General features: G+C 60.8%; 10 protein-coding genes and 4 pseudogenes. 5 read left to right on the forward strand and 9 right to left on the reverse strand.

Annotation, left to right across the window (positions count from 1 at the left end; genetic code table 11):
* Nucleotides 1-294: 294 nt before the first annotated feature.
* Genes FXV83_RS45620 through FXV83_RS41285 form a run of 3 tightly spaced genes read left to right on the forward strand, consistent with a single transcriptional unit; the run spans nucleotide 295 to nucleotide 2,294 of the window.
* The gene (locus tag FXV83_RS45620) at nucleotides 295-807 is read left to right on the forward strand and encodes a putative quinol monooxygenase (protein ID WP_430648982.1); all 513 of its coding nucleotides are present in this window, start codon (nucleotides 295-297) and stop codon (nucleotides 805-807) included.
* Between the two features lie 12 nt (nucleotides 808-819).
* The gene (locus FXV83_RS41280; RefSeq protein ID WP_148745748.1) at nucleotides 820-1,419 is read left to right on the forward strand and encodes a PPC domain-containing DNA-binding protein; all 600 of its coding nucleotides are present in this window, start codon (nucleotides 820-822) and stop codon (nucleotides 1,417-1,419) included.
* Entirely contained in the window at nucleotides 1,416-2,294 is an 879-nt protein-coding gene (locus tag FXV83_RS41285; RefSeq protein WP_148745749.1) for an NAD-dependent epimerase/dehydratase family protein, read from the forward strand. Before FXV83_RS41280 ends, FXV83_RS41285 begins: the two co-directional genes overlap by 4 nt.
* Before the next feature lie 363 nt (nucleotides 2,295-2,657).
* On the opposite strand, the gene FXV83_RS41290 is transcribed toward FXV83_RS41285, so the two are convergent.
* The 7 genes and pseudogenes from FXV83_RS41290 to FXV83_RS41320 all read right to left on the reverse strand — a co-directional run bounded on the left by FXV83_RS41290 (nucleotide 2,658) and on the right by FXV83_RS41320 (nucleotide 8,859).
* Nucleotides 2,658-2,969: a putative quinol monooxygenase gene (locus FXV83_RS41290; protein WP_148745750.1), complete on the reverse strand. Its 312-nt coding sequence runs from the start codon at nucleotides 2,967-2,969 to the stop codon at nucleotides 2,658-2,660.
* 10 nt (nucleotides 2,970-2,979) lie between these two features.
* Complete coding sequence (locus FXV83_RS41295) at nucleotides 2,980-4,332, reverse strand: MmgE/PrpD family protein (protein WP_148745751.1); 1,353 nt, start codon at nucleotides 4,330-4,332, stop codon at nucleotides 2,980-2,982.
* Between the two features lie 56 nt (nucleotides 4,333-4,388).
* A pseudogene (locus FXV83_RS41300) lies at nucleotides 4,389-4,516 on the reverse strand (alcohol dehydrogenase catalytic domain-containing protein); the annotation flags it as partial.
* 290 nt (nucleotides 4,517-4,806) lie between these two features.
* The gene (locus tag FXV83_RS41305) at nucleotides 4,807-5,841 is read right to left on the reverse strand and encodes an ABC transporter substrate-binding protein (RefSeq protein WP_210250803.1); all 1,035 of its coding nucleotides are present in this window, start codon (nucleotides 5,839-5,841) and stop codon (nucleotides 4,807-4,809) included.
* Between the two features lie 133 nt (nucleotides 5,842-5,974).
* On the reverse strand, nucleotides 5,975-7,159 hold the full coding sequence (locus FXV83_RS41310; RefSeq protein ID WP_235940613.1) for an ABC transporter ATP-binding protein: 1,185 nt from the start codon (nucleotides 7,157-7,159) through the stop codon (nucleotides 5,975-5,977).
* A gap of 3 nt (nucleotides 7,160-7,162) precedes the next feature.
* Nucleotides 7,163-8,014 (reverse strand): ABC transporter permease, encoded by an 852-nt coding sequence (locus FXV83_RS41315; protein ID WP_148745752.1) that lies wholly within the window; start codon nucleotides 8,012-8,014, stop codon nucleotides 7,163-7,165.
* Nucleotides 8,011-8,859: an ABC transporter permease gene (locus FXV83_RS41320; protein ID WP_148745757.1), complete on the reverse strand. Its 849-nt coding sequence runs from the start codon at nucleotides 8,857-8,859 to the stop codon at nucleotides 8,011-8,013. Before FXV83_RS41320 ends, FXV83_RS41315 begins: the two co-directional genes overlap by 4 nt.
* A gap of 1,129 nt (nucleotides 8,860-9,988) precedes the next feature.
* Between FXV83_RS41320 and FXV83_RS41325 the strand changes: the two are divergent.
* Nucleotides 9,989-10,583, forward strand: a pseudogene (locus FXV83_RS41325) (DDE-type integrase/transposase/recombinase); the annotation flags it as partial.
* 423 nt (nucleotides 10,584-11,006) lie between these two features.
* Here FXV83_RS41325 and FXV83_RS41330 read toward each other — a convergent pair.
* Nucleotides 11,007-11,224 (reverse strand): annotated as a pseudogene (locus FXV83_RS41330) (transposase); the annotation flags it as partial.
* A gap of 174 nt (nucleotides 11,225-11,398) precedes the next feature.
* On the opposite strand from FXV83_RS41330, the pseudogene FXV83_RS41335 reads away from it, so the two are divergent.
* Nucleotides 11,399-11,863 (forward strand): annotated as a pseudogene (locus FXV83_RS41335) (transposase); the annotation flags it as partial.
* Nucleotides 11,864-11,882: 19 nt separating this feature from the next.
* Here FXV83_RS41335 and FXV83_RS41340 read toward each other — a convergent pair.
* On the reverse strand, nucleotides 11,883-12,227 hold the full coding sequence (locus FXV83_RS41340; protein WP_148745754.1) for a hypothetical protein: 345 nt from the start codon (nucleotides 12,225-12,227) through the stop codon (nucleotides 11,883-11,885).
* Nucleotides 12,228-12,424: the final 197 nt, after the last annotated feature.

A 12,424-nucleotide genomic window follows, 5' to 3' on the forward strand; every position in this document is an offset into this window, starting at 1 on the left:
AAGTTATCTTTTGCGTTCAGGGAGCCATGCCTGCCCCTTGCGGCGTGCCCCTGTCCGCCTGTTGCTTCTCGCCGCTCTCAAGACCGCCAGCTCGCAGCCACAGCCCGATGAGCCGTAGGATACGAGGATCGGCGATCCTGTGCACCACCATCCGCAACAGCCACTCGTGGTCGACCGAGTCGTGAAGCCTTTGATGTCGAGATCGAGCACCCAGTCAAAGCGCCAGCATCTCTGCCGTGCCGCAGCCAACGCATCATGCGCCGACCGACCGGGACGATATCCAAAGGAGTCATCGTGGAACACTGGTTCCAGGACGGGCTCAAGATATCGCTTGACTACCATTTGGGCGATTCTGTCAGAAACGGTCGGGGATACCTAACGATCTCGTTCCCCGTCCGTCCCCTTTCGGTATGTCAACTCGACGAACCGGTGGCGGCATGTAGCTTCCCGACGACATTCGATTCCAGAAATGATCCAAACTCGCTGAAAGGAAACATCATACCCAGGTTCGCACTTATTTGCACATCTCAATTCGACGATGCAAGGCAGAGGGACCAGCTGTTGCCTGTGATCAAGGCGCACTTGGAACGGTGCATGAAAGAGGAGTCTGGACGGCCACTCGAGTATCGGCTCTTCGTTCCGCATGGCGACGAGACGAAGCTGGTTGGGTTCGGGGTTTACGAAAGCGAAGACTCGTGGGCGACTCATCACGACGGGCCGTCTGTCCAGAGGTATCGCAAGGAAGCCGCCGCACTCGGCTGGAACACACTCAGGTGCACGTTCATCAAGGTCACCCTTGTGGACTGATCGGGTTGTTGAATGACAGAGGAGATTGATGAAGTGCAAAACGCTCCCACGAAGAAGCGGCCCACCGTCAAGGGTAAGATCGACGAAATCATCTATGCGCAAGTCGGCTACGGCGAGGACCTGCTTCACGCCATCTGGGACGTCTGCAAGGAAAACGACGTGAAGACGGGCGTCTTGCTGGATGCGACCGGCTGCATGAAGAACCTACGCGTGCACGCGATCGCCGCGGAGCCCGGCCAGCCCGCTGGCATCCACTACGAGGACGTACCGGGATGCTTGGAGGTGAGCGCGCACGGCATCATCGGCATGGGCTGGGTGGACAAGTCGATCAAGGCCGAAGACATCCCCGGGTTGATCCGCAGCAGCTACGACACGGGCTTCGGCGCCGCGGGGTTCGTGGAGCACGGATCGCCTTATGCGCACATCCATATCGTGGGCTCCAGCCCCAAGCGCACCATCTGCGGTCACTTGATCGAAGGTTCGTTCACCGCCACGCAGTATTTTGAGCTGATCATCGCGAAGGTTTCCGGCGTGCTCTTGAAAGCGAAGTACGACAGCCGCGGCTACCCCGACGGTTATACTCACGAACTCGTCCAGGAGCATCGGCCATGAAGGTCTTCGTTGCGGGAGCGACCGGCTATATCGGCGGAGCAGTTGTGGCCGCGCTGCTGCGGCGAGGCGACAGGGTGACCGGCCTTGCCCGCTCGAACGAGAAGGCCGCGGCGCTGCGCAAGGCTGGGATGGACCCGGTGATGGGCACGCTGGACGACACTGGACTGCTGGAAAGGCTCTCAAGCGAGTCAGACGCAGTGATCAATGTGTCCATCTCGGAGCATCGAGCGTCTGTCGCCGCAATCACAGACGCGCTTCGAGGTAGCAACAAGTCCTTCATTCACACGAGCGGGGTTAGCGTGATCTCCGATCTCGCATGGGGCGCGCGCTCCGAGAAGGTTTATGACGAGCAAACGCCGTTCGAGCCGACTGCTGGTCGGGTGAACCGCGTCGCCATCGACAAGATGGTTATCGGGTCCGCCAGGGATGGCGTGACATCGTCAGTCATTTATCCGGGGGTGGTCTACGGAGACGGCAACGGCCGCGAGAACCTCAGCGCCCAGTTTTCTCCCACGTACATTAAGCTTGCGGCGCGGCATCGTGCGGGTGTCTACATCGGCGCCGGCGAAAACGTCATGTCCACCGTGCACATCGATGATTTGGTGGACCTGTACCTGCTAGCCCTGGAAGGTGCGCCTGCCGGCGCATCCTATTTCGCCGAGGATGGCGAATGCACAATGCGGGAATTGGCCGGGTACGTGAGCCGCATGCTCGGGTTCGGGGGCGCTGTCGTTTCCATCACCAGGGACGCGGCCATCCGCGAGTTCGGCGAGCCTAACTATTATGGCTCGAACGGTCGTGTCAGAGGCGTTCGTGCCCGGCGGGAACTCGGCTGGAAACCTGGCGCTCGGCCGCTGAATTCACTACCGGCCTGATCGTGCACTTCAACCAGCCAAGGAGACCCGTCAAGTGAATATCGCGACCGGAGAAAAAGCGCTTTCGACGGGTACTCGCCAAGCTCCTTCTTTTGGTTCAGGTGACGAATCACACGCTCAACGCGATGGTATGCACGGCTCCGCACGAACTGGCTGGCCATGCTGCGGAGAAGCCAGGTGTTGGCGCCGGAGCGCACGACGAGTGGCAGCAACACCGACACGCCGCAGCCGTAGCCCATGAACTGAGCTTGGAAGGGATCGGTATCGGCCGCCGGCGCGCATGAACATGGCGCCGACGACATACGTGTACCCTGCCAATACCCCCACTAAAGGCCGCCCGTCGTGGAATGGAGCGCCACGCGATCAGTCCGCAACGTGAAGATATATTGCCGTGATCCTGCTGCGAGTGTCGTAGCCGACCGCCGCGCAGTCCTTGCGCAGAATCTGGACCGAAGGCCCTTCATGGTGCGTGGCCCATGAAGATTCGCTCTCGAAGAGCTCGAACGCGTGCGACTTGGTCGGATCGTCGCGGTCCTTCAGGATCTTGAAGTCCAGAGCGCGACCGGGCTCTTCCTTCAGGCACCGCTCGGCATGCGCCCGAAACACGGGCAACACCTTGTCTCGCTGTTCGGCATTGTCGAAGTTGGCGGTCGAGAAGATGGCGAATTTGGGCATGATTTGACTCCTAGGTTGATGGGCAAAGTACGAATGCATGGATCACGTCGGCGATGTCCGCGCGCGGCAATCCGGCCACGAAACCTTCGATGAGGTCGTAGGCCTTCCGCGGAACGCCCTCCTCGGCCCCTATCCGGCGAATGAGGCTGGAGACCGCCTGGCGATCGAAGTTGTAGGTTTCCGTGGTCGCCTTCTTTTCCTGGACCACCTTGTCGCCGTTTGCGAGGTCCACGGAAATCACGCTGCAAAGCCGCGGCACTGCGTCGTCGGCGACGAGGTCGATGCGCTGCGCGAGCGCGTTCACCTCCGCGTCGTTGAAGTTGGACAGAGCCGCCATCGTAGGCGCGCCGCGCCGCAGCGCGAGAGCCACGCAGAACGGAATGCTCAGGCCCGTCATCGACGACGTGCTGAACGGCCCCTTCAGGTACATGCCGCCGGAGCTGCCGCAGTCGTAGGGGTTCAGGCGCACGCGTATGCTCTCGATTTCCCGACCATCGAGTCGGGGGCTTAACTCCAGCGCGGCGGCGACCGCGGTCTGGTTGGACGCGCAGGCAGGGTATGGCTTGAAAGTGACGCGATGGATCGCCCAGTCCCGGCCGAACTTCGAGGCGATGGCGTCGGCTTCGCATTCCTTCTGCGCGAACGTGCTCACGAAACCCCGCTTGCCTTCGATGGCGTGCGGCGCGGTGAGCGACCCCGCCCTCGCCAGTTCGGCGGCGGCGAGGCCCGTGTTGCTCGCCACGCCCATCTGGTAAACCCACTCATCCGTGCCGTCAGCGAAGCATTGCAGCATGCCGCCGCCGCCCAGCGACGCAGCATTGCCGATCGCGGCGGCGATGCGTTCGGCGGGCAAGCCCATCGCCTTCGCAGCCGCGGCGGCGCAAGCCATGGGGCCGTAAAGCGGCGAGGACCTCAAGCCTCGCGGCGTGCTGAACTGCGCATAGGCATCGTCGAGCACGCCACCCACTTCATAGCTGGCCACCAACGCGGGAATGAACCGCTCCATCGGCAGCCGCCGCGTTTCGAACAGCGCGGTGAGCAAGGGAATGACCATCGCGCCGACGTGAACGGCGCCGACGGTGTCCTCCTGCCCGCGCCCATGAAAGAGCGCCGCGTTCGCGAGCACCGCGTTCGACACGGAGACCTTACCGCCATGGGCAAGAACCGTGGCGCCGTTCGGGCTTTCGCCATCGAGCGCGAGGGCCGCGGACCGGGCCACGCGCGTGGACGCGATGTTGTGACAGGCGAGCGCCATGCCGTAGCCGTTCAGCAGGCAGGTGCGCGCCTTTTCGGTGACATCATCAGGAAGGCTTTTCAACGAAAGCTCAGCTAAAAACGTTCCAATATCGCCAGTAAGTGACACGGTCTACTCCATCAGTTCAGACTGGTTGATTGGCGCCGGTGACATACTTGCCCACTTTTGCCCACTTCCACCACGACGCCGGCTGCCTCATGGCTGAGGATCACGGGAACCAGCCTTCCGCATCGTCGACCGACAGGGTGAATGCATCGGTATGGCATACGCCCGTATGCGTGAGCCCGAGCAGAGGTTAAAGAGATTAGCGACCGAAATTTTCGCGAAATGCGGCGTTTCGGATGGGCGATCCTCCAGAGCGGGGCATCTACGGCCGTAACTCCATAGTGGCGCCTGGAACTATCGCGGCCAGCCATCCAGTCGGCCTCCATAGCGTGTGCGCGAGAGCTTGCTGTCGACGTAAAGCCAAGCTGCGACCACCTCCGGCTCGCGGCCCTTCCAGACACGAACAAGTCAGAGATTCACTCGTCAACGCGGCGCGTCGAATCCGCGCCGCGGCTCAGGAAGCAGGGTTCCATCCGGCTAGCTCAGCAGCCACTCCTTGAATCGCGTTGTCACTTCGTCGTAATTGTCCCCCCACCAGGCTTCGTCTAGCGGCACGCTCGTCTTGCTGTTGACGTCGGGCAGCCACTGGCGCGCTTCGGCGGAGAGCATCGGATACGCAGACCGACTGACCGGTGGAATTCCGATGTACGCGTTTGCGAATGCGGCCTGCCGGTCCGGTCGCGTCACGAACTGCAGGTACTTCATGGCGGCGGCCTTGTTCGGCGCGTTCTTTAGGACGACGAGATAGTTGAAGCTGGACAGGTTCTGCTTGTATGAGAACCTTAGTGACTTGGCCGCGTTCTGCCCGGCAAGAAGGGGCGACGGATAGGTATAGGTGAAGTTCACCTGGCCGGTCGCCAGCAGGGTGACGGTTTGTGGGGTTTGCTCGACCCAATTGGAAATGTACGGCTTGATGCGCTTGAGCGAACGGAACGCACGGTCGATATCCAGTGGATAGAGCTTGTCCTGCGGCACGCCATCGGCCAGGAGCGCGATCTCCATCATCTCGAAGGCGCGATTGCGCAGCGTGCGCGGCCCGGGGAATTTCTCGAAGTCGAAATACTCGGCAAAGGTTTCCGGGTGCTGGCCGTCGGGGAACTTGTTGTTGTCCCATGCAATGCCTCCGACGGAGCCGGAATACGGCACGCTATACTTAGTCAGGGGACGAATGAGGTCGTCGGTCTTGAACAGAGTCGGGTCGATCGGCTCCCAGAATCCATCGCGCGATCCAGTGATGATTTGCACGCCGGTCGCGTCGAACACATCCCACTGCACGTTGTTGGTCATGACCTGCGCCTTGACCTTCGCGAGATCGGGTGTGTCGGACGCGATCACACGGATGCCGAATTCTTTCTCGAAGGGTCTGAACCACGCTTCCTCGGCGACCTGCCGATACCGTCCGCCCCATGTCACCACCACTAGGCTCCCCGCGGCGAGGGCCTTTCGAGGGAGCGCGATCATGGGCGCGGCGATCGCGCCGGACAAGAGCGTGGCGCCCGCGGCCTGAAGCAATGTACGGCGCCGCAGATTCGTCTTTTCGCTGAATGACATGGCATCCTCCTTGCGTTGAGTCAGTTGGGACGGTCGTTCGGAATAGTCGTGCGATGCCTGTTGCAGATTTGCGAGAACTTGTTCGGGAGGTCCGCTAATTCTTGAGCACCATTGCATCGCTCGTGGCCCAGCTCACCACGACCGGCGCCCCGACGAGCTCGGAAGCCCTGGACGAAACCGTCTTGAGCCGAAGGCGTGCGCCCTTTTCGCAGAGGACGTCGACGCGCATCGTGCCGCCCGCGAATGATGCCTGTGCGATCTTTCCCGAAGTCACGTTATGGCGCTGGGTCGCGATGGCGGGCGCGCCGGCGTCGGTCATGCCGATCTTCTCTGGCCGGATCAGCACCTTGACGGGGGAGCCGACGCAACAGCCTTCGGTGCTGCGCACCCCCAGGACCATTCCGTCCCGCGTGGTCACGGTATTGACTGCCGTGACCGCTCCCTCCAGAAGATTCGACTCACCTAGGAAGTCCGCGACAAATTCGCTGACTGGTTCGAAGTAAAGATCATTCGGCGTGCCTACCTGCATGATCCGGCCGCCGTTCATCAGGCACACACGGTCCGACAGGTCCAAGGCTTCTTCCTGGTCGTGCGTAACGTAAACCACTGTCGTGCCAAGGTCCCTATGGAGACGCTTAATCTCCGCCTGCAGTTGCTCTCGCAGCTTCTTGTCCAGCGCGCCCAGTGGTTCATCCATCAAGATCACGGACGGGGAATAGACGATGCAGCGGGCGATGCTCACGCGCTGCTGCTGGCCGCCTGACAGCTCACGCGGCTTTCGTTTTTCGTACCCGACCAGTCCGACGCGCTCCAGTGCGTTGGCCACGCGGCTCGCGATCTCGCCCTTCGCAAGGCCGCGAACCTGCAAGGGGAAGGCAACGTTGTCGAAGACGCTCAGGTGCGGCAGGAGGGCATAGTTCTGGAAGACCATGCCCAGGCCTCGCTCCCGGGGCGGCACGGCTGAAACATCCCTGCCATTCAGTATGATGCGGCCTTGTGTCGGCGCGATAGCGCCGGCGATGATGCTAAGGATAGTGGTTTTGCCAGACCCGCTCGGCCCGAGCAGGGTGACAAATTCTCCTTCGCGCACGGCCAAGTCGATCGGGTGCAGCACTTGCACGCCCCCGTATTGCTTCCCCACTCCTTCAAGTGCGATCATGTTGGCCTTCATGTTGATCGCGGGCATTGTGTCCGCTGCGGAATCTTGTTTTGAATCGGGAACCAACACCTCATCGGAACCCATGCTCACCGTAACGTATGACACCTGTTCCTCCTGCATCTATCAGCGCGAGGGCTCCGCCGTGCCCGGCAGGAGAAAAATTGAAAGGCAGCAAAACACGATCGAGAGCATCGTCAGCAGCGCCGAGACTGCGGCAATGATCGGTGAGATTTCCCACTGCACGCTCGTATACATCTTAACCGGCAGCGTCGTCGTTTCTGGGCTGGTGATGAACCATGCAATCACTACTTCATCGAACGACATCAGGAACGCGAACAGGGCCCCGGCGATGATGGATGGCCGAAGCTGCGGTAGAACTACCTTGAGTAGCACGGCTAGGCGTTTCGCGCCCATGATCGAGGCCGCCAGTTCGAGTGCCGGATCCAGCTTGTTCACGCCAGCCATAACCGTGATCACCACAAAGGGAGTGACATAAGCGACGTGACTGAGGACGAGACCGATCGTGGTTCCGACGAGGTGCAAACGCGAAAAATACAGGTACAGGCCAAGTGACGTGACAACGACCGGAACCACCATGGGACTCATCACCAGGAACAGCACAAGGCGCTTGCCCGGAAAATCGAAGCGTCCGAGGCCATATGCGGCCGGCACAGCGATCAAGATCGCCAACAATGTCGCCAGACACGAAACCTTGGTGCTTTGAAGTATCGAACTCACCCAAGCCGAAGACGAGAACAGCTGTTCGTAGAGTTCGAGCGTCCAGTTGCTGGGCGGAAAACTCATCTCACCGGCGCCCCCGAACGAGATCGGGATCACGATCAACGTCGGCAACAGGGTAAAAGCGTAAACGACGAAGGCCATCGCATTGCGCAGCCCCGCATAGCGCCGCGCGAGCCGGTCAATAATGATCCCTCTTGCCTTTTGCGAGTGGGTGCATTTCGGCACTTGTGTCATGCGGGCACCGCCTTCGGCGTTCGGCTCCTGGATTCGCGCTTCATGAATAGGTCCGACCCCAATGCCGCAAGGGTTACTGTGCCGAGCAGCATGACGGCGATCGCCGACGCCATGTTCCAGTCCAGTACCTCACGCGTGTAGAAGTCGACCAGGTTGGACATCATCGCTTCCTTCCTGCTGCCCAGCAGCGCCGGGATCACGAAAAAACCCAGTGACATGACCGTCGTGCTGAATGCGCCGGCCAGCACGCCGGGCACGCTGAGCGGCAACGTGATCCGAAAGAAAATGCGCGCCGGTTTCGCGCCCGAGACCTCTGCAGCCATGTACAGCGATCGGTCGATGGCGAGCAGGCTTGCCAAGACGGGAAAGACGACAAACGGAATCAGGTAGTTGGTCATACCGGCCAGCACAGCGAACCGGTTGAAGAGCATCGGCACCTCGATGTTCATTTGAAAGATGGCGGAAAGAGCTTGGTTAATCAGTCCGTTTCGTCCGAACAGCACCAGGAACGCATAGGTCTTGACCAGCACGCTTGTCCAGAACGGCACCAGAACGATTACCATGTAGATCGACCGCATTCGCGGGGTCTGCCGTGCCAGGTGCATCGCGATTGGGTAACCAAGCAGCAAGCTGACCAGGGAGGCGGAAATGCTGACTTCGAACGTGCTCCAGAAAGTCTTCAGGAACAACGCGCTCCCGAACAGCCGCTGGTACGCCGCCAGCGACAGGCCTGCCGGTGTCCAAACGCTCGTGACCACGACAAATGCGAGCGGAACGAACAACACCAAAAGCATCAACACGGTCGCAGGACCGGTCCACAGTATTCCGTCGTTACGTAGCTTCATTCGCGGACCGTTGCTTTCAGTGAGTCGCCAATCGCTGAATCGCTTTTTCACCTTGGCGCGCCACCAACTTGATCCTTTGCAGCCCACAAGAGACAGACACCAAGCTTAGGTGCGATCGGGCTAACGAACTCCGGCGCGATGATCTTTTCTCGGTCCCACGTCGCGATGGGCGCCGCGCGCCGCTCACGGCGCTTACTCGTCAAACGCAAAGCTGCGCCGTGTTCGGGGGGCCACGCCGCGTTTTTCCAACCTCTCAGGACGTCATCTCGCATGTTCAGCCTATTCCGGAATGGTGTCTTGAACGCCGCCTTCTCGGAGACAACTCAAGATCCCTCCCGAAAGCTTTGCGAGAGCGTTTGTGAAGTGGGAAGGCAGATTACTTGCCCCATCATGACTCATGATAACCGCCGAAGTGAAAAGCTCGCCGAACTGTAGAGTCGTTATTTGGCCGCATTTCTGCAATGTGGCGCTTCAAAGAACGAATTTCTTCACCTTGACGGTAGAACGCGACGCTTTTAAGCGAGCAAGCGTCGTTCACACGAGCAAAGAAGGATCGCTGACGCCCAGGCGCTCCGCTTTGCAAGTCTGAGTTCACGGAGGAAAGCGCGTGCCGAAGCCGTCCATGACGGGGTGTGATCAGCTGTTCGGCCTGGCCGATCCGCTACGGCGTTCGAAGGAACGACTGACTGCAGGCGCGTCAGACTGCAGCCGCGTGGCCGACCGGCTTTTGGGCGACACGGGCATCGGGCAACAACTGCTTGATCTTCCCCCACGGCCATACTGACTTGCTTGTGCTTGCTTCGCGCCATGAGCTGTGAGCCGCGCAACTTTCTTCACGCGCAGGTAGTCTTACTGAGTCAGAAAGTCGCGGGCGAATTTGAGAGCTAATTAGCAACGGCGAGGACTCAGGCGAGAGGATTTTGAAGTGCCCTGTATGAAGGGCAAACAAGAGAGATCTCGTATATTACGTCAAATCGCTTTGTAAGTATCGGCACAGCTGGTGGAAAAAGCAGGATCGGTGACCTTGCCCAGGGATTTAATCCAGTTTGAAGTTCGCTCTGGCCCACGACAAGGACCAGAGCGCAGCCGCTTTTCGGACGAGCAGATCATCGGGATACTGATCGGGATACTGAAGGAGCACGAGGCCGGCGTCTCGGTCGCTGATCTGTGCCGAAAGCACGGCGTCAGCATGACCAGGAGATACCAGACGACCCGGGCGAACGATGCGGCTTTCGCCAGCGCATGCGGGCGATCGTCCAGAAGCGCCGGCGCTTCGGCTATCGTCCGCTGCATATTTTGCTCAAGCGGGCAGGCTAAGTGATCAACCACGAAGAGAGGCTCGCGGTGCGCTGCCGTGGCGGTCGCAGGCGGGCGATCGGGACCAAGGCACCGATGATGGTGCCGATAGCTCCCAACGATCGCTGGTCGCTCGACTTCGGTCGGATCAGTTCACCGATGGCCGCCGCTTCCGTATCCTGACCGTGGTCGATTACCTCGCTCTCGGGCACACGGGTGGCGCGGAAACTGGACCGGCTGATGACCGAGCGCGGCGATTGCACGGGCGAGTGCCTGGCGCTGGTCGCCGAAGGCCCAAGATGGTGGTCAGCGACAATGGCAGCGAGCTCACTAGCAACGCTATCCTGACATTGTCCGATCAGAGCCGCGTCGCCTGGGACTACATCGCGCCGGACAAGCCCATGCAGAACGCCTTCATCGAAAGCTTCATGTATAGACGGCCGCGCGGATGCACGGGATTTCAGCCGCACTTTTGATACCGGTCGGGTGCTTTTATGTATACGGCCTGTTAGTGCGACCGATGCCATGGCCGCTGGCCCTGATGGAGATCGCGGATCGAGGCCTCATCAACGGGGCGCACTTGTTGCGCTTAGAGCTCTGCGGGCTTGCTCGATCCCCAGCTCCGCCGGTGTCCATCATGCTGTCATTTGCCCTCACACCATAAGGTGGCCAACATACGCGCAAAGTCAGGCCGCGAGCTTAGGCCGATAGAATTCCCAGGTCGTCATCATTGCCCAGACGATCCGGGCCAACTTGTTGGCAACGGCGATGGCGACGACCATGGGCCGACGCCGTTCAAAAGCCTTCGATCCAGCCGCCTTCAACCCGGGAGCGTGCCTTTGGGTACCGAACGACGTTACGTGCTCCGATGACAAGCAAGTGCCTGAGATAGGGAATCGCACGGTTTCGTAATCCGGCCGAGCCGATCCTTCTCGCCTCTCGAATGCTGCTTAGGCGTCAGGCCAGGCCAGGCCGCGAACTCCCGCCCGGAGCGGAACATTGTTCCGTCCGGTACGGTCGCGGCGAGAGCCGCGGCCGTTATGGGACCGATCCCGGGAATTGAGCACAGCAACTTCGCCATCGGATTTACTCGCTGGATCTGCGCTAGCTCGCGCTCGATGGCCTCGACCTGCCGGACCAATTCCTTCAGTTGGTACACAACGACGGCTAGTGCGATGCGGGCGTGGCCCGGTAGCGCGACAATCAGGATGAGAGCCCAGTCTCACCTAGATCGCCGCCGCCCGTGCGCGCGCTCGTGAAGAAGACCCCAGACGCCGATCTGTTTGCGCGAGATGATCGGCTTTGCCGCCCACCGCCTGATGGAGCTGGAAGTCGAAGGCCTGACCGGGGCGGCTTACGGGGAGAAGAGCCAGGAACGGCTCAGCACAACGGCTACCGCGACCGGAACTGGGAGGCCCGTGCCGGCACCGTCGAACTGCGCATTCCCAAGCTACGCAAACGCTCCTACTTCCCGGACTTCCTCGAACCGCGGCGGATGGCCGAGAAGGCGCTCACCGCCGTGGTGCAGGAGGCCTACGTCCAGGGCGTCTCCACCCGCTCGGTGGACGATCTGGTGCAGGCCATGGGCATGAGCGGGATCTCCAAGAGCCAAGTGTCGCGGCTGTGCGGTGAGATCGACGACAAGGTGAAGGCCCTCCTCAATCGCCCGATCGAGGGTGACTGGCCCTATCTGTTGATCGATGCCACCTAGCAGGCTGTTGAAGAACTCAGCCGCGTTCGCAAACGAAGGCTGAATCGTCGCCATTGTGGATATAGAAGTGGCCGACGAGCCTGCCCGCAGTGCCGATCATAGCCCGTCCGCGACCACAGGACGGATCATTCTCGTCGTGCCCTTCCCATGAGAACTCGGCGCAGGCCGATCCGTCGCGGGTGCCGTAGCGCACGTCCAGGAAGCCCTTGAGAGCCCCAAAGGCGATTTCGCCATCGGACTTGCCCTGGAAGGTGAGATGCGCCTCTTCGACAAGATCGAGGAAGTCGCTGTCCCAGACGTCCATCTCGACGATGCGCCAGCGGCCGACAAAGGCCTTGGCGAAGCCGGGCACCTTTGCCATCAGCCGGTCTCCGCGATCAGCTTGGGCAGCCGCACCAGATTGCTAAGCACCCGGTGAGGCTTTCAATTACCCACAAATTCTCCTCCGACCATGGCGCCCAGCGCGATGTCGGTGAGGCGTGATAGCCCGCGCCACATGACGGTATTGCCTGGCGGCGGATCGCTGGCGCGGGCGAGATAACCGCCGAGCCGGGCGAT

Origin of the sequence: Bradyrhizobium hipponense (assembly GCF_008123965.1) — a bacterium.
GTDB classification, from domain to species: Bacteria; Pseudomonadota; Alphaproteobacteria; order Rhizobiales; family Xanthobacteraceae; genus Bradyrhizobium; species Bradyrhizobium hipponense.